Source organism: Ensifer sp. Root31, from assembly GCF_001424825.1.
In the GTDB taxonomy this organism is placed as follows: Bacteria; Pseudomonadota; Alphaproteobacteria; order Rhizobiales; family Rhizobiaceae; genus Ensifer; species Ensifer canadensis.
Genome location: NZ_LMCO01000065.1, coordinates 235,445 through 256,493, shown reverse-complemented (window position 1 = coordinate 256,493; position 21,049 = coordinate 235,445). Strand labels below are relative to the sequence as shown.

Below are 21,049 nucleotides of genomic sequence, written 5' to 3'. Positions count from 1 at the left end.
CGCCGCTGGCGCATGCGCTCTGTGGCAGCGTAGCGGGTAAGATGTTTCTGGTTGGCTACCTTCGCGGGCGTCACTCAAGACGGCAAGCCGCGACTTCTGGCCCTAGGCTCGGTGCCGAACTTTCGAAGCTTTGGCCGATAATCGAATATGACAATGGCCCAACCGTTGCCGACGGTTGGGCCATTGAACCCATTGTTGATTTCGCCGGGTTACGCCGCGTCGATCGCCTGCTTCAGGTCGGCGATAATGTCGTCAGGATGCTCGATGCCAACAGACAGTCTGACATAGCCGGGGGTGACACCGGTTCTGAGCTGGTCCACCTCGGAGAGCTGCGAGTGGGTGGTCGTAGCCGGGTGGATCGCCAGCGACCGCGCGTCACCGATGTTGGCGACGTGGTAGAGCAATTGTAGTCCGTCGATGAAGCGGCGTCCGGCCTCGCGTCCCTCCTTCAACTCGAAACCGACCAGTGCACCATAGTGGCCGTTGCGCAGGTATTTCTCGCCGCGTGCCTTGGCGTCGCCGTCCTGAAACTTCGGAAAGATCACACGCGCCACTTTTGGGTGCGCGCGGAGGAAATCCGCGACCTTGATGGCGTTTTCGCTGTGCTGGCGGATGCGCAGCGGCAAGGTTTCCAGCCCCTGAATGAACTGGAACACATTCTGCGGGCTGATGGCAGCGCCGAGGTCGCGCAGGAGAACGGCGCGGGCACGCAAGATATAGGGGTGAAAGTCGATGGCGGCGGCTTTTTCCAGCCAGGTCTTGCCCTGATAGCTCGCATCCGGCTCGTGCAGATTGGGATGGCGCTCTGCGTGTTCGTGCCACGGAAAAGTGCCGCCATCGATGATGGCGCCGCCGATGGAGGTGCCGTGTCCGCCGATATATTTCGTGGTGGAATAGACGACGATAGCGGCCCCGTGATCGAAGGGGCGGATGGTCAGGGGCGCCGCCGTGTTGTCGATAATCAGCGGAATGCCGAACCGACGGCCGATCTCGGCGACTTCGCCGATCGGGAAGACTTCGAGGCTCGGATTGGGAAGCGACTCCGCGTAATAGGCCCGTGTCCTCTCGTCGGTCGCCTTCGCAAATGCCTCCGGATCGGACGCATCGACGAAACGCACCTCGATGCCGAAACTCTTCAGCGTTGAGGCAAAGAGCGCCCAGGTCCCGCCGTAGAGCCCGGCGGCGCTGACGATATTGTCGCCGGATCGAGCAAGATTGAGCACGGCGAAGGCCGACGCCGCCTGGCCGGAGCCAAGCGCGAGGGCGGCGGCACCACCCTCGATTTCGGCGAGGCGCTGTTCGAATGCGTCCTGCGTCGGATTGGACACGCGGGTGTAGAGATGGCCGGCCGCCTCAAGCGCAAACAGCTTGTCTGCGCCATCGGTGCCCGGCAGCTGATAGGACGTCGTCTGGTAGATCGGCACGGCGACGGCGCCGCTCACCGGATCGAAACGGTAGCTGCCGCCATGAAGCGCCAGCGTTTCGGGCTGAAGCGGTCGCGACGTATCGCGCAGGCCGCTCGGAGCCTTGATTTCGACTGCAGGCTCCTCAGGCTTTTGATGGATCGTCATGGATTGCTTCCTTCAGCGTTCGAGTGGTTGCAGTGGGATGGATCAGGCCGGCACCGGCGCCTTCAGCTGCTCGACAAGATCGGCATGGTGGGCAGCGGCGACGTCGGGGTGCGACCTGAGGCGTGATTTCAGGACGTTGCGCCCGACCTCGTGGAACAGCGGGTTGAGCGGGTCCTGCGTCACGCCGCGAACCTCGGCCGCAAGTTCGGGCGGCAGATCGAGCACCGGGATGGTCGAGGCGAGGTTGGCGCCAAGGAAGAAGGCGACCGAGCGGCGATCGCCGCCGGCGGGCGGCGTGATGACGCGGTGGATATTGGCGAGCAGGTAGCCGTTCGATGCCAGTTCCAGCAGTTCACCGACATTGATGACGAAGGTGCCGCGCTTCGGCGGCGCATCGATCCAGCCACCCTTGCCGTCATCGACCTGAAGGCCGCCGACTTCATCCTGAAGCAGGATGGTTACGAAACCGCCGTCCTTGTGTGCGCCGACGCCCTGGTCGCTTTCGGTCTTGTCGCGGCCGGGATAGCGGATGATCTTCAACAGCTGGTTGGGGCCGTCGCGATAGATCGGCTCGAACACGTCGGCGCGCTGTCCGAGCGCCTCGGCGAAAACCTCGATCAGGCGGATGCCAAGTCGGGTCACCGCCTCGATCCAGGCGAGGATCGCCGGCTTCAGTTCGGGCAAGCCGTCCGGAAACTGGTTGGGGCCGACCAAGCGCTTCCACGGTGCATCGTTTGCGTGGATCGCGAGGGGCGCGCGCTCGGGTCCGAAATCCACCTGCTCGCGCCAATCCTGCGTCCCGCGGGTATATTCGAGACCTGCGCGATTGTAGCCGCGAAAGTGCGGCGACTTGCGCATTTCGATCGCCAGCTTGTCCTGTTCCGACAGTGCGAAGAAACGGCGCGAGAGATCGAGGACGCCATCGATCTGTTCCTGCGGGATGCCGTGTCCCTCAAGGTAGAAGAAGCCCACCGAGCGGGCGACGCTGCGCAAGTCTTCAAGCGCCGTCGCCCGCTCGGGATGGTCCGCCGCAAAGCGTTGCAGATCGAGAATGGGCAAGGATGAGTTGGCGTCAGTCAATGGTGGCTCCCTTCATTTTCTAGGCTGCGGCGGGTGGCGATGCCGTCCTCTCCTGTGTGAAGCCGACACGGCGCTGAAATGGCAGGCCGCAGATGCTGAGGGAAGCTTACCTGTCGGCGCCGGTTATTCAATATTGTCTATTGAAAATATAGACTAAATACGGAGCCGCAGGCGCAGAAGCATTTGGGCAACAATCCCATTTGCGAGAATTTCTATTCTGCTCCGGATTGCTGGGGGAACGCCGGCCGTCGCATTGATGCCTCATGACCGGCATTGATCACTGCGATCGCCATGCGCCGGGCGCGGTGGACAAGCGAAAAATGCGACCTCGGCCGTGGTGGAGTGTGGAGAGGGCGGCAGTTCTCTTCAGTCGCATCATTGTGGGAATGGTGTTGGCGTGCTGGGAGCAGCCAATCAGCGGCTGCTCCCAGCGGCTTCGTCAACGCAACGCAAAGCCACCGTCGGGATAGAGCGTCGAGCCGTTCATGAAACCATTCTCCATGAGGTAGATGACGGTATGCGCCACCTCGTCGGTGGTGCCGACCCGTTTCAGCAGCGCGGCCTCGGCGTAGCTCGAGAACGAGGCCTCCCTGATGGCGTCGGGCTGGCGGCGCCATAGGTCGCTATCGATCGTCCCTGGTGAAATGACGTTCACCCGGATCGGCGCCAACTCGACGGCGAGCGCCCGCCCGAGACCTTCGATCGCGGCATTGCAGGCGCCATAGGCGGCACCTTCTGCCGCCGGCCTGACGCTATAGGCGCCCGCCATCAAGGTGACGGACCCGTTCTTGTCGAGATAGGGCAGGGCGTGCTTCACCGCGTAATACTGGCCCCAGAACTTCGATCGGAAGGAGCTTTCGGCGACGTCGTCGGACGCCTTGTCGATTCGGCCGCGCGAATAGGATGCGCCGGGTGTGAAGAGATGATTGATCGGGCCGGATTGTTCGAAGAAACGGCGCAAGGAGTCCTGATCGATATTGTCGACAACGATGGCGCGGCTCTTCGGACCGAGCTTGATCGTTGCGCGCTGCAACCTTTCCGGATCGCGCCCGCCAATGACCACCTCTGCGCCAAGGTCGATGGCGCGCTCGGCAACACGCAGGCCGATACCGGAACTGCCGCCGATGATTGATACTCTCTGCTTTCTCATTCTGTCGGATCCCTGAGATGTGAATGACTGGGTGGCACTATATCCGCGATTGAAAATCGCTTATGAGAACACGTCTCGCAGTACCTGCGATTTAAATTCTGGAGTGTGCCATGCTTCCCGGCGATCATCTCAGTGCTGTCAGGGCCTTCATGCAGGCCTCGCGGTCCTCGAGCTTTTCAGAAGCTGCGGAGCGGCTCGGCCTTTCCACCTCTACGGTGGGCAAGGCGGTTTCGCGGCTCGAGGGGCGGTTGGGCGTGCGGCTCTTCCAGCGCAGCACACGTCACCTTGCGCTGACCGAAGAGGGCAGGGTGTTCCTGGAGGGTTGCGAACGCGCCGCGGCGGAACTGGCCGCCGTCGAGGCGGCGCTCGCCTCGCGCATGGAGGAGCCGGCCGGCCGGCTCAAAGTGAGCTTGCCGGAGCTGCTCGGTCGGCGCATTGCCGCGCCTAGTCTGATCGCGTTGGCAGTCGACTATCCGAAGCTGGAACTCGATATTGCCTTTACCAACCGGCTTGTGGATCTGGTCGAGGAGAATATCGATCTATGCGTGCGCGTCGGCGAGCTCGCTGGTGGGGGTGACCTGATGGTCAGGAAGCTCGGCCAGCAACGCCTGACGGTTTGCGGCGCGCCGGACTATCTGGCAAGGCACGGGACGCCGTCGCGCCCCTCGGGGCTCGCTGCGCATCTCTGCGTAACACAATCCCGAGGGCCTGTAGCCGAGAGCTGGCGGTTTACTGAGTCCGGGCAGACGAGGCACATCAACGTGCGCAGCACCCTCAGCATCGCTGATCACGCATTGATGGCGGACGCCGCCTGCCGTGGACACGGGTTGGTGCAATTGCCGGGCTGGATCGTTGCCGACGCGATCGCAGATGGTCGTCTGGCTCCCGTCCTCGAAGCCTATGCGCCGACACCTCTTCCCGTCTACGCGCTCTGGCCGCACCGGCTCGGCACGACCCCGCGCTTGCGCATCGCGGTCGACGCATTGGTCGATTGTTTTCGCGATTTCTGAAACGGCGTGGCGGATAAAGCGGTCGCGACGCAAGTCGCCCGGTCCATTCGGTCTTTCTAACCCGAGCATCATTGACTAGGTTTCGGCGATAACCGGGCCCAGATCCCGACGGGCAGATAATGAATGGCTGATACGTCCCACAAAGCGATCGACATCCGGCGAGATGACCTCCTGCGGCGCATCGCAACGGCAGCGGAGCCGATCGTTGTTCTGGACGCCGTTGCGGGCATGGGGAAATCGACGCTGTTGTCTCAGCTGGCGTCGAAGCTTCAATGTCCCATATGGCGATCGGTGCTTCCGCCTGGCGAAGACACCTTCGGCGAGGTGCTGCTCTGGGACGTGCCGTCGGACGTCCATGAGGCCGAAGTTGCTGCCGGCTGGCAGGACGGGGGCCGACGTGTCGTGATTGCCAAACGACCGCGAACCCGGCTTCTCGGCCTCGATCGGGCGATTGCCTATGGCAAGGCGCTCTGCCTCGGTACTGACGACCTCTGCTTCTCGCTCGACGAACTCGAGACATCTTATGGTAAGACCGAGGCGGCCCGGCTGCTGGCCGAAACAGGAGGATGGCCGTTTCTGGTTAGGCTGCTGGGCCGGCAATCGCGAGGCGAGGCGGCGGTCATCCGCTTTCTGGCAGACGATGTCCTGCGCGAAATGGCAGATTCCGAGCTCGTCCAGCTCAGCCTTGGCCAGCAGGCGGCAAAGCCGTTGGCCAGCGCTGCCTATCTGCAGGCAACCGGCATCGGCGGTGTGCTTGCCGCAGCCGTTGACATGGTGCTGGCCGAACGGCTCGAGGATGGCGCCCGCGTACCAGTGATCTCGGCGGCCTATTCCGCGCACGGCATGCAGACGGAAGCGATCCTTGTCTTGCAGCGCGCCGGGCTTCACGAACTGGCAGTTCGCGCCTTCGTTGCGGCCTTCGGGCGGTATTACATCTTTTTCCACGGTTCCGAGGCGTTCGACCGGGTTCTCGCCGGGTTTCCGGCCGAGCTGGCGGCGCAGAACGAAGGCATCGTGACGGCGCTTGCCTTGCAGGCGCTGAAGCGCGGCGAGGTCCTGCGCGCGCAGCGGCTGCTTGCCGATTGTTACGGATCGCGCGCCAACAATGTGCAGAAGGTGCTGAGCGACCGTGCAGCGTTCTCGGCGGCCTTCCGCTCCTTCCGCCTGGTGATGCTCATTTACGAGGATGTCGTGCTTGGCGACGACCTGCTGGAGCAATCGACCACGCTTCTGTCGGAATTTCCGCTCGACGCCGATCTGGAGCGCGGCAGCATCTACAATTCGATCCTGGAGTTCTACATCCGGCGACGGCGGTTCGCTGTCGCGCAGGACATCGCCGACCGTGCGCTCTTCCACTATGAGCGTGCTGGCGTGCCGCTCCTGTGTTTCTACATCAACCTGCACCAGGCGATGATGCATCTGATGAGCGGTGACGCGGTGCGGGCGCGCAAGAATGCTGTCGATGCCGCTGAACAGATGTCGCGCGTACCGTTCGACAGCCCCATGGACAAACGACTGCTGGCACTGCTGGAGGCCTGTGTGGAATATGAGGACGGCAAGCCCGAGCCGCTGGCGCGCTTCCTGACCTCCGAGATGGATGATTTCTCGCATGGGGAGATCTGGCCGAGCCTGATCGAATTCGCGCTTCAATACGGCAGCCAGGCGCTGAGCGAGCATTTTTCGATGATTGCGGCACGAGGCTTCCTCGATCGCTGGCGTGCCTATCAGGTCTACAACAGGCAGTTCCGCCTGATGATCGAGGTCCGGGACGCCGTCATTCTTCAAAACGGCAACCGCTGGCAGGAGGCTGCGGAAAAGCTCGCTTCCGTGCAGGCTCGCATCAACAGAACCTGGGTGGAGGCGGCCGTCGACGAACTGACCCGCCTGCAGGACCGCGACGAGATCGCGCTGGCCGTCGTCTGGCTGCGCCACATCGTCTTCGAAATGCCGGGTCGCGTCCATCTCGACCGACAGCTCTCCGCTATGGCCGGCAATCTCAACCTGACCGGCCGTCAGCGATTGTGCATCGAAGTCTGGCAGGCCTATGTCGCCCGCCGCCGGCGCAATCTGACAAGTGCGCGCTCCATCCTGCAGAAGACCTTCGAGAATGCAGCCCGGCTCGGCACCATCGCGCCACTCTCGGAGGAGCGCCAATTCCTGCGCGAGCTGACGGGCGACCGGCGCATCAGCGATTTCCTGCAGACGACGCCCACCGCGCAGCAGATCATGCGGCGCCTGCGCGATACCGGCCTGCCCAACACGACGCTCGGCGAAAAGAATGGCCTGACTCGGCGCGAGACGCGTCTGCTGCTGATGATTGCGGAGGGAGCGTCGAACAAGTTCATCGCCCATGCTTTGGGCTTGAGCGAAGCGACGGTGAAATTCCATCTCGGCAATCTCTATCGCAAGCTTGGCTGCGGTCGTCGGCGCGAAGCGATTACCGCGGCAAAGGCACTCGGCGTCATTTCCTGACCAGGTTGCAGCCGGCATGATATGCGCCATTCCTTCGTGGGCCAGAACAAAACCTATACCTTTCTTGTCAAAACCTATCCTTTCAAGCCGTTGTGCAAACGACCCTTTCGGCTTGAAACTGCCCTCGACCGCAAAAAGCGGCAGACAGGCCGGGCGATAACCGGCCGAGGGGAAAGGGTTGCCAATGGGCAATTATTACGTCGCATTGTTTGCGCGGCGCGCGGTCGGCTTCCTCATGGTGCTGTTCGTGTTGTCGCTGATGATTTTCGTCCTCGCCCGCATCGTGCCGGGCGATCCGGCGCGCATGGCGCTCGGTCCGAGCGCAACCCAGGAGCAGGTCGACCAGCTCCGGCAGCGCATGGGGCTCGATGAGCCACTGGTCACCCAGTATGTGAGCTATGTCAGCCATGCGGTGACCGGCGATCTCGGGCGCTCGATCGTATCCGATCGGGAAGTCAGCGCCGATATCGCCACCTTCCTGCCGGCGACGCTGGAGCTTGTGATCGCCACCATCGTCATCATCTTCGCAGTGGCCGTGCCACTTGGCGTATTGACGGCGCGCTACAGAAACAGCTGGATCGACAATAGCGGCCGCTTCTTCTCGCTCATCGGCGTCACCATTCCGAGCTTTCTCTTCGCGGTTACCCTGCAGATCATTGCCGCGGATCATTTCCCTTCCTGGCCCACTCTCGGCCGGGTCGATTTCCAGCTCGGCGCGCCCGCTGGCCCGACAGGCTTCCTGTTGGTCGACAGCCTGCTTGCCGGCCGCCCGGATGTGTTTCTGAGCGCGCTTCAGCATCTGGTCTTCCCGGCGCTGGCGCTGGCAATGGCCGGTATCGGCCAGATCACCCGCATCACCCGCTCGGCCATGATCGATCATCAGCGTCGCGATCATGTGCTGACGTTGAAGTCCTTCGGCGTGCCGGACCGCGTCATCGTGTTTCGCTATCTGCTGAAGCTTTCGTCGATCGCGCCATTGACGATCATGGGGCTCGAATTTGCCTCGCTGATCGGCAACGCCTTCGTCGTCGAAATGGTCTTCTCCTGGGGCGGCTTTGCCTCCTACGGTCTCGACGCCATCCTGCAGAAAGACCTCAACGCCGTCATGGCGGTGGTCCTCGTCTCGGGTATTTTCTTCATCGCCGCCAATCTCGTCATCGACCTGATCATCAGCATCCTTGATCCGCGGCTTCGCTTCAAGGAGGCCCGCTGATGCAGGATACGACCCGCCTGTCCGCCGGCTACATGACCTGGTACCGGTTCAGCCGAAATCCGGCCGCCGTGATCGGCGCGCTGATCGTGCTCTCGGTCATCGCCATGGCCATCTTCGCGCCGCTGATTGCGCGCTTTCCCGAACATGTCGGCGCCGTCGTCGACTTCCGCAACCGTCATATGCCGCCGGATGTCGACAACTGGTTCGGCACCGACAAGGCCGGTCGCGACATCTTTTCGCGCACGGTCTTCGGCTTCCGGGTGTCGCTGCTGCTCGTCATCGGCGTGCTTGGCGTGGCAGTGCCGATCGGCTCGGCGCTGGGCATGATCGCCGGTTATGCCGGCGGCCTGACGGAGCGGCTCTTAACCGGCTTTACCGATATCATGCTGGCGATCCCTCCGCTGGTGATGGCCCTGGCGATCGGCAACGTGCTTGAGCCCAATCTGGTCAATGCCATGCTGGCGATCACCCTGCTCTGGTGGACCTGGCATGCCCGCCTTGTCTATCGCGTCACGAAGTCGATCGCGGCGGAAGACTATATCGAGGCAGCGCGGCTCGCCGGCGCCAGCCACCTGCACATCCTCGCCAAGGAGATCCTGCCGAACTGCATCTCGGTCATCTCTGTGAAGACGACGCTTGATGCTGCCTTCGTCATCCTCTTCGGCGCGACGCTCTCCTTCCTCGGCCTCGGCGTGAAACCGCCGACACCGGACCTCGGCTCGATGGTTGCCGACGGCCGGCAGTTCCTGCCGGAGAAGTGGTGGGAGGTTCTGGCCCCGGGCTTTGCGATCTTCTACGCCACGCTCGGCTTCAACCTGCTCGGCGACGGGCTGCGCGACATGTTCGATGTGGAGGCCTGAGACGATGAGCACTCCTCTCCTCAAGGTCGAAGACCTCAATATCGCCTTCACCACCTATGGCCGCCGCCAGCATATCCTGAAGGATGTTTCCTTCGCGATCGGCCGGGGCGAGCGCGTGGCGCTGATCGGCGAGACCGGTTCGGGCAAGTCGGTCACCTCAAAGGCGATCCTCGGTACGCTTCCGGACAATGCCCGCATCGAAAGCGGCAACATCGAATATGACGGCAGACGGGTGCTCGATATGCCTGGCCGCGAGCGCGAAGCGCTGAAGGGCACGGCGTTCTCGATCATCATGCAGGACCCGTTGTCTTCGTTCAATCCGGTATTCCGGATCGGCCGGCACCTCGACGACGTCATGTATTACGCCGATCGGCGCGATGGCGTCCGAAGCTCGGCGAAAGACCGCAAGCAGCGCATTTTCGAGGTCCTTCGCCGCGTGCAGCTCCAGGATCCGGAACGGGTCTTCGACGCCTATCCCTCGCAGCTTTCCGGCGGCATGCGCCAGCGCGTGCTGATCGGCCTTGCGCTCCTGCATCAACCGCAACTGCTGATCGCCGATGAACCCGGCACGGCGCTTGATGTGACCACCCAGGACGAAATCCTGAAGCTGATCAACCGGCTGGTCGACAGCGAGGGCCTTTCCCTGCTGATGATCACGCACAATCTTGGTGTGGTCCGGCAAACGGCGGATCGCGTCTTCGTCATGCGTCATGGCGAGATCGTCGAAAGCGGCAATCTGCGCCAGATCTTCCAGGCGCCGCGGCAGCGCTACACGATCGATCTGATCGATGCGATCCCGCCGCTTTACGGGTCAAAGGTGGTTGATCAGCCGGTTTCGTCGAATGCGCCGATCATCACGCTCGAAGGGGCCGGGAAGGTCTATGTCGAAAAGCCCTTCCTCGGCCGCATGAAGCGCCACGAGGCGGTCAAGCCGGTGACGCTGTCGGTGCCCGAGGGCGAGATCTTTGGCCTCGCCGGCGAATCCGGTTCCGGAAAGACCACCATTGCCCGCATGGTGATGGGGCTGATTGCGCCGAGTTCCGGCACGATCAGCGTTGGCTCGCCTGCGCAGGCAAGCGCGTCGCAACGGCTGACCCAGATCGTCTATCAGAATCCCGGCACGTCGCTGAACCCCAAACGCACCGTGACGCAGACCTTGGCCGTACCGCTCAGCCATGTCGGTCTTCGCGGCAAGGCAGCGACAGTGCGGATGGAGGAACTGATGGCGCTGGTCAATCTGCCGTCCGCCCACCTCTCGAAATATCCGCACGAGCTTTCGGGCGGGCAGAAGCAGCGCGTGGCGATCGCCCGGGCGCTTGCGGCCGAGCCGAAGATCATCGTTCTCGACGAACCGACGTCGGCGCTCGACGTCTCGGTGCAGAAGCAGGTCATCGCCCTGCTGCAACGCCTCAGGGACGAGCTTGGGTTGACGTATTTCTTCATCTCCCATGACCTTTCGCTGATGCGCAATTTCTGCAGCCGCATCGCCATCATGCTGAAGGGCGAGATCGTCGAGGAGGGGCGCACGGCGGATGTCTTTGCCGACCCCAAGCATCCCTATACCCGCGCGCTCATCTCGGCGATTCCGGTGATGAGCGACGAGGAGGAAGCATTGAAACCAACGGTAAGCGTCGAGGAGAGAGCGCGCTTCCTGGTGAGATCAACGGCCTGAGGCCGAACGAGTAAACAGGGCCGAAGGCCCGCCAACAAGGAGACTGTCCGTGTATCGATTGGGAATAGATGTCGGGGGTACGAACACCGACGCCGTCATCATGGAAGGACGGAGTGTGCTGTCGGGCGTCAAGGCGTCGACGACGGAAGACGTGACGTCAGGCGTCATCGAAGCGCTGGAAGGTGCGATCGCCAAGGCCGGCATCGCTCGCTCCAAGATCAGCACCGTGATGATCGGCACGACGCATTTCACCAATGCGGTGATCGAGCGCAAGCACATCAACCATGTCGCCGCCATCCGGCTCGGCCTCCCGGCAACCGCCTGCCTGCCGCCGATGGTCGACTGGCCGAACGATCTCGCCGAGGCCGTTGGCCATCACACCTATCTCGTGCGCGGCGGCTATGAATTCGACGGCCGTGCCATCGCGCCGCTCGACGAAGAGGAACTGATCCGCATCGCCGCCGACATTCGCCTCAAGAATGTCAAGGCCGCCGCCATCACCTGCGTCTTCAGCCCCATTAACGCCGAGATGGAGCAGCGGGCCAAGGCTGTCATCGAAAAACATTGCCCTGGCCTTCCGATCGTCGTCTCCGGCGACATCGGCCGCATCGGGCTCCTCGAGCGTGAAAGCGCCGCCATCATGAACGCGAGCCTGTTGTCGCTTGCGGCCAAGACGGTGGACGCCTTCGCCAAGGCGCTGAAGGATGCCGGGCTTTCCTGCCCGTTCTTCATCACCCAGAACGACGGCACGCTGATGGCGGCTGCCACGGTCAGAAGCTTTCCTGTCCTGACCTTCGCCTCCGGCCCGACCAATTCGATGCGCGGCGCAGCCTTCCTGACCGGCCGCAAGGAGGCGATCGTCGTCGACATTGGCGGCACGACCTCCGACGTCGGCGCGTTGCACCACGGCTTCCCGCGCCAGGCGGCGACAATTGTCGACGTCGGCGGCGTGCGCACCAACTTCCGCATGCCCGATGTGTTCTCGATCGGGCTTGGCGGCGGCTCGCTGGTGCGCGAACTTGCCAATGGCGAGGTTACGGTCGGCCCGCAATCGGTCGGTTATCGCATCGCCAAGGAGGCGCTGGTCTTCGGCGGCCAGACCCTGACGACGACGGATATCGCCGTCGCACTCGGCAAGGCCGATATCGGCGATGCGTCCAAGGTCGCGCATCTCGACCGGGCGCTGGCCGAAAAGGCTCATGCCCGGATCGTGTCGATGCTGGCAAACTCGGTGGAGCGCAGCCGCGTCTCGTCCGATCCGATCCCGGTCATCGCGGTTGGCGGTGGCTCGATCCTGATGCCGGACAGGCTTGGGGATCTGGAGGTCATCCGACCTGAGAATTTCGCCGTCGCCAATGCGGTCGGTGCGGCCATCGCCCAGATCAGCGGCGAAGTCGATCGCGTCTTTGCGCTCGAAAAGGGTTTGACGCGCGAAATCTGCCTGAAGCAGGCGGAGCAGGAAGCGACGGAACGTGCGCTTTCGGCCGGCGCCATCGCCGAAACGATCCAGGTCATCGAGCGGGAGGACGTGCCGCTTGCCTATCTGCCGGGGAATGCCACCCGCATCCACGTCAAGGTTGTCGGCGAAATGGGAGGCTTCCATGGCTGAGCGTGCACTGAAGGCCCTGAACTACGATCCGTCCGATCTCTGGGTGCTCGACGAAGAGGACCTGGAGGCGCTGGAAATCGGTGCCGGTATTCTCGGCACCGGCGGCGGTGGCAACCCTTACATCGGCAAACTGCGGGCGCGACTGGCGATGCGAAGCGGCTATAGCCTGTCGATCCTGCCGCTCGACCGGCTGGCGGACGATGCGCGCTGCATCTCGCTCGGCGGGATCGGCGCACCGGTCGTTGCCTATGAGCGGCTGAAGGAAGGGCGCGAAGGCCTGCGTTGTGTTCGCGCACTCGAAGAGCATCTCGGTATCGCCATCGACGCGATCGTCTGCGAAGAAATCGGCGGCGCCAATTCGATGGAGCCGCTGATCGCGGCCGCCTTTGCCGGCCTGCCGGTCGTTGATTGCGACGGCATGGGGCGCGCCTTCCCGGAAATGCAGATGACCACCTTCTCGATCTACGGTCATCGCTCGACCCCGAGCGTCATGTGCGACCTGCACGGCAATGTCGTCCTGTTCCAGCACGCGGCATCCGAACTCTGGCACGAGCGAATGGCGCGCGCCTGCGTCGTTTCGCAAGGGGGCGCATCGACACTCGCCTCGGCGCCGATGACGGGTGCCTTCCTCAAGAAGTACTCGATCCCGCATTCCTACACCCAGGCGGTCTCGCTCGGGCGGGCAGTGCTGAAGGCGCGGCGCGAGCACGCCGATCCGGTTGCGGCCATCTGCGCCCAGGAAAACGGCCGACAGGTTTTCTCCGGCAAGATCGTCGATCTCGAACGCCATCTGCGTGGCGGTTTCGTCATCGGTGAAGCCAAGCTTGCCGGCATCGATGCCTTCAACGGCGACACCGCCTCGGTGATGATCCAGAACGAAAACCTCGTTTTCAGCCGCAACGGCGAAGTCGAAGTGTCGGTGCCGGATCTGATCATCGTTCTGGATGTCGACAGCGGCAACGCGATCACCACCGAAATGCTGCGCTACGGCCAGCGCGTCGCGATCGTGGCATTGCCCTGCCATTCGCTGCTGCGCTCGGCTGCAGCGCTTGAGGTGGTCGGCCCGAAAGCCTTCGGCTTCGACGACATCACCTTCAAGCCGATCGAGGAGATGCAGCCATGAGCGAGCGGCTCATTACCGCTGCCGACATGGAAGCGATCGCCATCGGCGGTGCCTATCTCGGCACCGGCGGCGGCGGCGATCCCTATATCGGCAAGCTGATGGCCCGAACTGCAATCGAGGCGAACGGTCCGGTTCGCGTGGTTCAGCCCGATGCCATCGCCGATGATGCGCTCTGCGTCCCCGTCTTCATGATGGGTGCGCCGACGGTAATGGTGGAAAAACTGCCACGCGGCGACGAGGCGCTGGAGGCGCTGCGCCAGCTCGAAAGGTTTCTCGGACGCAAGGCCGATGCCCTGATCTGCGTGGAAGCCGGCGGATTGAACTCGACCATCCCGTTTGCCGTGGCCGCCGCAACCGGCTTGCCGCTGATTGACGGGGACGGCATGGGCCGCGCCTTTCCCGAGCTGCAAATGGTGAGCTTTACCATGCATGACATCAGCGCCACGCCGCTGGTTCATGCCGATGACAAGGGCAACAGCTCGATCATCAATGCGGTCTCGAACCTGTGGACCGAACGGCTGGCCCGCGTCCAGGCGATCCAGATGGGCGGCGCCAGCCTTGTCGCCGCCTATCCGATGACAGGCGCGCAGATGAAGGCCGGGATCCTGCGCGGCACGCTCAGTCTCATCAAGGGTATCGGCGAGACGATCGCGGCCGAGCGCGCCGCCAAGCGCCATCCCGGCATTGCGCTTCGCGAGCAGTTCGACGGTCGGCATCTGTTTACCGGCCGCGTCGTCGATGTCGACCGGGCGACGACCGGCGGTTTTGCGCGGGGGAGGGCCCTGCTCAAGGGCATCGACGGTTTTGCCGGCCGCACCTTCGAAGTCGCGTTTCAGAACGAGTTCCTGGTTGCCCGCGGCGATGGGGGACAGGTCATCGCCTCGACGCCGGACCTCATCTGCGCGCTCGACGCCGATGGCGGGCTGCCCGTTACCACCGAGCAGTTGCGCTATGGCCTGACGGTCGAGTTCACCGGACTTCCCTGCGATCGCCAGTGGCGGACGGCCAAGGGGCTCGAACTCGCCGGCCCCGGCTACTTTGGCTACGACCATGCCTACGAGCCGGTCGAGGCGCTCAATCCGGCCGCCTAAGGGCGACTGATTCGAAAACAACGACAATCAACGAAACGGGAACTGAGACATGAAGAGAACACTGATCACAGGGCTGCTTCTGGGGCTGGTGCAGACAACGGCACTCACCGCCCCGGCCGCGGCTCAGGAGAAGGTGTCGATCGTCGTCAATGCGACGCAGGAATTCGGCACCATCGATCCCGGCAAGATCAACGACTACACGGAATACATGGCCGCCGTGAACCTCTATTCGGGCCTGACGACAGTCAACCCTGATGGCTCCGTGGTGCCGGAGCTTGCCGAAAGCTGGAGCGTTTCAGACGACGACAAGACCTATACCTTCAAGCTGAAGGAAGGTGCGACATTCCAGGATGGCACGCCGGTCAAGGCCTCCGATGTCGTCTACACCGTCAAGCGCCTGCTGGCGATCAACGAAGGCCCGTCCTACCTTTTCACCGATATCGTCGACCCGGCCAAGCTGGAGGTCGTCGACGACCGGACCGTCGAGATCGGGCTGAAGAAAGTCTACGCGCCGTTCATCAGCAACACGCCACTGATCCTTGTTCTCAACGAAAAGCTGATCAGGGAAAACAGCAAGGAAGAGTGGGGGACGGGCTATCTGGCCGATCACCCGGCCGGCGCCGGGCCTTACATGCTCTCATCCTGGCAGCGTTCTTCGCAGATGGTCGTCAATCGCTACGAGGGCTATCACGGCGGCTGGAGCAAGGGTAAGCCGATCGACGAGATCCGTTTCGTCATCACCCATGACGAAGCAACGGTGAAGGCGCTCGCGGCCAAGGGCGAACTCGGCATGTCGGCGCGCGCCCAGGCAAACGAGACCTTCGAGGCGATCGAGAAGATGCCGGGCTACAAGATCCTGCGCGGCACGACGGCAACCGGCTTCTACATCAAGATGAACACCAAGGTGCCGCCGACAGATGATATTCACGTCAGGCGTGCGATTGCGCTCGCAACCGACTATGAAACGGTGCGCAACGTCATTCATCCCGGCGAACCGATGAACGGACCGCTGGCATCCGTGTTCAAGGACGCCTATCTCAACGACCTTCCTGCACCGGAGTACAACCTGGAGAAGGCGAAGGAAGAACTCGCCAAGTCGAAATATGCCGGCAAGGGGCCGATCAAGCTCAGCCATACCTATGTCACGGGCTTGGCCTTCGAAGAAGATATGGCGCTGCTGATGCAGGCCAATCTGGAGCAGATCGGCATCGAACTCGACATCAAGCCGGAACCGTGGAACCGCATCACCGAACTGGCGGCCAAGGTCGAGACGACGCCGGCGACCACGCAGGTCTTCTACGGCCCGACCTATCCGTCACCCGACAGCGTCTTCTATGTGCAGTATCACTCCAAGGCGAAAGGCACTTGGGCCTCGATGGAATGGCTGCAGGATCCTGAGATCGACGCCCTGATTGACAAGTCACGCGAGACGCTGGACCCCGCCACGCAAAACGATCTTTATAAGGAGATACAGCGCAAGGTCGCCGATGCACAGGCCGATGTATTCCTGACGGTGGAGTCTCAGCGTTATGCAGCAAGCAAATGCCTGCAGGGTTACGCCTATATCCCGATGCAGAGCTGGGACCTGAACTTTTCGCGCTTCTGGTGGGATTGCCAGGCCGATTAAAATGAAAAGCCCTGCTTTGCGGGAGCGCGAAGCAGGGCCCTTTTCTGTGCCACCAGCGAAATTGAAGTCGACCTCGTCTGCTCAGCAGTTTCCGAGGCTGGCGCGGCTCATGAGTTCGTTGGTCAGCAGTGCGGTCTTGTCGCCGCATTCCTCGACTTCCTTAAGCAGCGCGGCGAGCGCCAGCTCGAGGCAATATTGAACACCTTCGACATTCAGTGTGCGCGAAGAATCGCGCGCGTAGGTGACAAGGCGGGCCAGCGCGAGCAGCTCCTTCTCCTTGTCTTCAGGTTCAAAGGACATGGCGATCGAAGATTGCATGATTTTCCCCAGTTCCCTACGGATCGGCCCGATCCGCTTCAACATGGCAAATCATAGCGTGACTTTTTATTGATGCGCGTGACATCAGCGTGACACACGTTGCATGGGAAATCTGCATTCTTAGGATGAAGCGACAAGTTGATTGAGCAACCGCTTCCAAAGGCTTGTAGAATTGAATGCCCAGCCTCCCGGGGCCTTCGTCTTTTGGGCGGGGGCGGAGCGCATAATGTCGAGCAGATCGAGGGCATCGAGGCGCTTTTGGTCTACCGAGCCGGTTGTGAGAAGCGCCTCTATCCGTTTCAAATCCGTGGTGGGTGGAAGGTTGGCACGCGCCACGATCGCCGACCAGTTGCGGTGCTTGTAAAAGATCTCGGCGGACGCCATCCGCAGTTGCGCGGCAGACGCCGCGTCGATCTGTTGGCGTGCGCGCAAATCTTCAAGGGTCGCCACGACATTGACCAGCGGCAGGGTCAAGGGCAGATAGCCCAGTTCCGCCGGGCCATGGAGAAGGGCGACATCGGCATCGTCCTCAAGCTCGCCCGTCGCATATTGCTGATAGATCCTGCCGACGCCGATCATGCCGAAGGTCGCGCATTCGGCGGCGCGAAGCGCGCCCATACTGGCGGCGCCGTAGATGCGCACACCCTCGGATAACGCGAACAGGATCTCCTTGTGCCACACGGGTGCGACCTGTTCGAAGTGACCGTCGACGAGCCCGATGACAGTGGCGCCGTCCTGCGTGGCGCGCAGGATGTCGCCCTGTACGGCTGGCGGGCGCAACACGATGTCGGTGTCGATGAGCGCTTGCGCGTCCGGCAAGGTCGGGCCGGCAAAGAGGATCTTCATGCGACCTCCAGCGCGCGCGACAGTGCCCTTGCGCCAAAACGGCGCTTGCGTGCTCCGTCCGGATTTTCGAGTTCCGGTACGAAGATTTTTATCACGGAGAACGGTAGCGGCGCGGCGAGTAGTGGAACCGCAACGACAGTCCCGATACCGGCGTGCTTCAGCGCTTCGAGCACGTGCTTGAGCAGCGAGTTGGCTCCGTTGCCAGCGACCGAGGCGAGGGGGTTGTGTGCGCCCGGCGCTGCCTCGAACAGTTGCTGCGTCTCGCGCGGCAGCCTGCGTGTGAAGGTTTCCGGAAAAACATCGTCGCGTGCGCCACTAATATATGTGAGACGCGATTGCGCCGCCTCTGTGATGGCGCGGATTGCGGCACGTCGCGGATCGGGATGGGCGCCATGCCCGACGGTGACGTCATGGTAACGCGGCTCTTTCGCCGCCAGAATGCCCGCATCCGCGATAACGGCGGTCAGGCATGGGATGCCGATGTCACTGGTCATGTCGAACAGGCGGAACGTCAGGCCCGCTGCAGCAATGCGGCGCGTCATGTCGTTAATGATGGGATCGTCGAGCAGATCGGCGTCGATGCAGGTGCGCAGTCGCGCCGTCAGGGACAGCAGCCGCCACAGGGTCTCGGCATCGCGTTCGATCCGCTCCAGCAGGCCGTGCAGAACTGCCTCGCTTTCGGTGTTGCCGGAGGCAAGCCCGTCCGACGACTGCCAGTAGCGGCAGCGCTCGAGCGTGCGATCGAGCAGTACCGCCTGAAGTGGAACGAAGGTCGCCTGTTGATCGAGAAGGTCGAAGCCGCGCAGCCACGCCGTTGCTTCGTCATCGTCAAGATCGGCTTCGCCGGCCGCTACAAGGCCCGGAAGGGTGAGCGCTCTTTCGCCCTTTTCCAGCAATGCACGCCGCGTCGCGTGCGTTGTTGGTGCTGACGGGTTGCAGGCGACCGCGCGCTCCAGCGCTTCCATCGCCGCCGATACCTTCGCGTCGATATCGGTGATGCCTTTGCCCTGGTTGATGACGATCGACTTCGCATTCGGCGAAACCGCGTTCCAGACGGGTATGCCGATGCTATCGAGCCCGGTCAGACGGGCAAGCCTGCTGATGCCGAATGAGGGCAACAGACGAGCGACGCGCGCGAAGGTCTCTTCGGGCGCGCAGACGCGGTCGGAGTAATGATCTGCAATGCAGGGACTGTCTGAAATCGGGCGGCTTTCGCTCGCCCGATCTGGATGTGTGGCCGAAACCATGCGCAAGCGCGCTGAGACTCAGCCGTCCATGAACCCGCCGGACACGGAGCCCGCGGAGTTTGCACGCACGGCCAAGTTGACGCCCTTGACCACCGTGGCGCCGGCATTTCTGTGCTCATTGGCCGAAGCCAGGGCGCCCGTGAGCGGATCTACAATGCGTGTGACAGTTCCCGTCCCGAGATCGGCCAGCCACAGGCCATCGTCGCCCTCAACGCCAAATACAACTACCTGAGTCGTCGTCATCATCTTTCCCCTTGTCCCTCATGTGGTGATGATACTTAGAATCCGGCCTTGCGCAGGCCTTCGCAGTAATGGGTTCGCTGCCATTCCTCGCGGAACGGAACGATTGCAATCCATTTGTCCAGGTTGAAGTCCGGGTGGACCTCAAACGTCTTGCGCACGTATTGTCCTGCCTTCTTGCGATTGCCGAGCATACCCCAACTCGCCGCGGCGAGACGATCGGCCGGGGTGGGATCGCGCATGCGCTCGATATAGTCAAGTGCTTGATCGTATTGAGAAAGTGAGTAGCAGGCGCCGGCGGCGGTCCAGAAATACTCGTCCGGAGCCATCGGGTTGAGATTGATTGCCGCTTCGATCTTGCGCAGGCCGCCATCCGGGCGCGAGGCCTGTACAAGCGTATCGGCGTAGCTGGCAATCACATTGGCATGCTGCGGGCTGAGCGCTTCGGCCCTCTCATGGAATTCGATGCTTTCGTCGAATTGCCGGCTGTAGAGTTTGACGACACCGAGCTCGCGGTAGCCCGCCGCAAGTGTATCGTCGATGGCGATCGCATCACGGGCGTGCTGTTCGGCAAGCGCCAGAAGTTCGCTGTCGCCGCGGGCAGTCAGAAGCCACTCGACGAAATAGCTTCGCGCAAGTCCACTCATCGCCGGAGCCAGATCGGCATTCTGGCTGAGTGCCTCGCGGAAGCTCTTTCGAGCACGCCGAACCTCCGGCAGGTTGAGTTGCTTGAGATAACGCTGGCCGAGCAGGTAGCTGCGATAGGAACTGCCGTTGCTTTCATAGGTCTTGCGCATGGTCTCGTTGCGCTCGACCTGACTGGCAATGGCAAACGCGATCTGTCGCGCAATCTCCTGGCGTGACCTCATCAAGCCATCGTCATCGAGCGTAAAGCGATCGGCCCAGATCACTTCGTCGTTGGCAAAGAAGATCAGCTGCGTGAACAGTGTCTGTCGGCTGCCTTCGTTCGTCAGGCGCGTATCGAGGATATAGCTGATGGCGTGTTGTTCGTAGGTGCTGGCCTTGTCCGCCTGCAGGCTGATCTGCGCTGCCGTGTAGGGCGCTATCACCGAAACCGAGCGGAGCGCGCAAAGGCCGATGGTCACGTCCTCGATCAGGGAGTGAGCAAACAGCGTGGCAGCAGCGTCGGCATTGCCGGCACCCGGCGGCAGCAGTACCACACGCGGCGGACGGGTTTCGCCCATGGTCTCCAGCAGCTGGGTGTTGGTCAAGCTAGACGGTGGTGCCGCCTTGGCGGTTGCGGCCACCAGTCCGCCGCCCGAAAGAAGGCGCGTGTCATAGTGCCGGCCCTCCAGCGTCAGGACGGTCTTGAGGATTTTGCGAACCTCGTCGTCGTCGGGGTTCTTCTCCAGAAGCTTGACGGCAGCGGACCTGACGAGCTTTCGATCCGGGCCGGTCGCAATCTCGGCCGCATTGATCAGGCACTCGCGCAGCAGGGCTGCGTGATCGGCGCGCCGTTGCTCGATCCAGTCGTGAAGCGCTCGGCCCTGCGACTTCAAATCCTTGAGAAAATCGTCACGGAATTTCTCCCCGGCCCATTGGAAGCGCGATAGCGCGTCCTGCTCGGCGTTCCGGCCGATGTCGTCGAGGTCGCTCGCAATCGAATCCGGCTGCATCCGAACAGTCGATGGCGAAAAACTGAGGAACGTGTGGCCGAGTTCTTCCTGACGCGACGTGATGCGGGAGATTGTCTTGCGCAGATTGACCAAGGCCTGGCTCGGAACGACTTCGTTCCACAAGAGCTTGGCGACTTCGTTTCGGGATTGCTCGCGATGGCCGCCGGCGATCGCCTGAGCGAGAATGAGCAGACCCTTCTCAGGGAAAGCGACATCGCAGTCGTCTTCGTCAACGAGACGTAATCGCCCGAGGGTCTGCAATCTAAATTTCATCTGGCTATCT

The 21,049-nt window shown here is 62.4% G+C and carries 17 protein-coding genes; 9 read left to right on the top strand and 8 right to left on the bottom strand.

Features of this window, described 5'->3' with window-relative positions; translation table 11 throughout:
• Positions 1–209: 209 nt before the first annotated feature.
• The 3 genes from ASD00_RS34120 to ASD00_RS34110 all read right to left on the bottom strand — a co-directional run bounded on the left by ASD00_RS34120 (position 210) and on the right by ASD00_RS34110 (position 3,801).
• Positions 210–1,571, bottom strand: a complete 1,362-nt coding sequence (locus tag ASD00_RS34120; RefSeq protein WP_081788924.1) for an O-acetylhomoserine aminocarboxypropyltransferase/cysteine synthase family protein — start codon at positions 1,569–1,571, stop codon at positions 210–212.
• 42 nt (positions 1,572–1,613) lie between these two features.
• Positions 1,614–2,651, bottom strand: coding sequence for a 2-oxoglutarate and iron-dependent oxygenase domain-containing protein (locus ASD00_RS34115; RefSeq protein WP_057211339.1), 1,038 nt, complete (start codon positions 2,649–2,651; stop codon positions 1,614–1,616).
• A gap of 439 nt (positions 2,652–3,090) precedes the next feature.
• Positions 3,091–3,801, bottom strand: coding sequence for an SDR family oxidoreductase (locus ASD00_RS34110; RefSeq protein WP_057211337.1), 711 nt, complete (start codon positions 3,799–3,801; stop codon positions 3,091–3,093).
• A 110-nt stretch (positions 3,802–3,911) separates the two neighbouring features.
• Here ASD00_RS34110 and ASD00_RS34105 point away from each other — a divergent pair, with 110 nt between their 5' ends.
• The 9 genes from ASD00_RS34105 to ASD00_RS34065 all read left to right on the top strand — a co-directional run bounded on the left by ASD00_RS34105 (position 3,912) and on the right by ASD00_RS34065 (position 16,478).
• Positions 3,912–4,811, top strand: a complete 900-nt coding sequence (locus ASD00_RS34105; RefSeq protein WP_057211335.1) for a LysR family transcriptional regulator — start codon at positions 3,912–3,914, stop codon at positions 4,809–4,811.
• A gap of 123 nt (positions 4,812–4,934) precedes the next feature.
• Positions 4,935–7,283 (top strand): LuxR family transcriptional regulator, encoded by a 2,349-nt coding sequence (locus tag ASD00_RS34100; RefSeq protein ID WP_082523809.1) that lies wholly within the window; start codon positions 4,935–4,937, stop codon positions 7,281–7,283.
• A 184-nt stretch (positions 7,284–7,467) separates the two neighbouring features.
• Positions 7,468–8,496, top strand: coding sequence for an ABC transporter permease (locus tag ASD00_RS34095; RefSeq protein WP_025428504.1), 1,029 nt, complete (start codon positions 7,468–7,470; stop codon positions 8,494–8,496).
• Positions 8,496–9,356 carry an ABC transporter permease gene (locus ASD00_RS34090; protein ID WP_025428505.1) on the top strand — a complete coding sequence of 287 codons (861 nt, stop codon included), beginning with the start codon at positions 8,496–8,498 and terminating at the stop codon, positions 9,354–9,356. The genes ASD00_RS34095 and ASD00_RS34090 overlap by 1 nt, the downstream gene beginning before the upstream one ends.
• A 4-nt stretch (positions 9,357–9,360) precedes the next feature.
• Positions 9,361–11,028, top strand: coding sequence for an ABC transporter ATP-binding protein (locus ASD00_RS34085; protein WP_025428506.1), 1,668 nt, complete (start codon positions 9,361–9,363; stop codon positions 11,026–11,028).
• A 49-nt stretch (positions 11,029–11,077) separates the two neighbouring features.
• Positions 11,078–12,637, top strand: coding sequence for a hydantoinase/oxoprolinase family protein (locus tag ASD00_RS34080; RefSeq protein WP_057211333.1), 1,560 nt, complete (start codon positions 11,078–11,080; stop codon positions 12,635–12,637).
• Positions 12,630–13,760: a DUF917 domain-containing protein gene (locus ASD00_RS34075; protein WP_025428508.1), complete on the top strand. Its 1,131-nt coding sequence runs from the start codon at positions 12,630–12,632 to the stop codon at positions 13,758–13,760. Before ASD00_RS34080 ends, ASD00_RS34075 begins: the two co-directional genes overlap by 8 nt.
• Positions 13,757–14,851 (top strand): DUF917 domain-containing protein, encoded by a 1,095-nt coding sequence (locus tag ASD00_RS34070; RefSeq protein WP_025428509.1) that lies wholly within the window; start codon positions 13,757–13,759, stop codon positions 14,849–14,851. The genes ASD00_RS34075 and ASD00_RS34070 overlap by 4 nt, the downstream gene beginning before the upstream one ends.
• A 49-nt stretch (positions 14,852–14,900) precedes the next feature.
• On the top strand, positions 14,901–16,478 hold the full coding sequence (locus tag ASD00_RS34065) for an ABC transporter substrate-binding protein (protein WP_057211331.1): 1,578 nt from the start codon (positions 14,901–14,903) through the stop codon (positions 16,476–16,478).
• An 81-nt stretch (positions 16,479–16,559) separates the two neighbouring features.
• Here ASD00_RS34065 and ASD00_RS34060 read toward each other — a convergent pair whose 3' ends face one another.
• The 5 genes from ASD00_RS34060 to ASD00_RS34040 form a co-directional block, all read right to left on the bottom strand.
• Positions 16,560–16,841, bottom strand: coding sequence for a hypothetical protein (locus tag ASD00_RS34060; protein WP_128090383.1), 282 nt, complete (start codon positions 16,839–16,841; stop codon positions 16,560–16,562).
• A 75-nt stretch (positions 16,842–16,916) separates the two neighbouring features.
• A complete protein-coding gene (locus ASD00_RS34055) occupies positions 16,917–17,642 on the bottom strand; it encodes a TfuA-like protein (protein ID WP_025428512.1) in 726 nt (241 codons plus the stop codon).
• The gene (locus ASD00_RS34050) at positions 17,639–18,889 is read right to left on the bottom strand and encodes a YcaO-like family protein (protein WP_082523808.1); all 1,251 of its coding nucleotides are present in this window, start codon (positions 18,887–18,889) and stop codon (positions 17,639–17,641) included. The genes ASD00_RS34055 and ASD00_RS34050 overlap by 4 nt, the downstream gene beginning before the upstream one ends.
• A gap of 18 nt (positions 18,890–18,907) precedes the next feature.
• On the bottom strand, positions 18,908–19,132 hold the full coding sequence (locus ASD00_RS34045; RefSeq protein WP_025428514.1) for a hypothetical protein: 225 nt from the start codon (positions 19,130–19,132) through the stop codon (positions 18,908–18,910).
• A 35-nt stretch (positions 19,133–19,167) separates the two neighbouring features.
• Entirely contained in the window at positions 19,168–21,039 is a 1,872-nt protein-coding gene (locus ASD00_RS34040) for a hypothetical protein (protein ID WP_063963375.1), read from the bottom strand.
• Between the last annotated feature and the right edge of the window lie 10 nt (positions 21,040–21,049).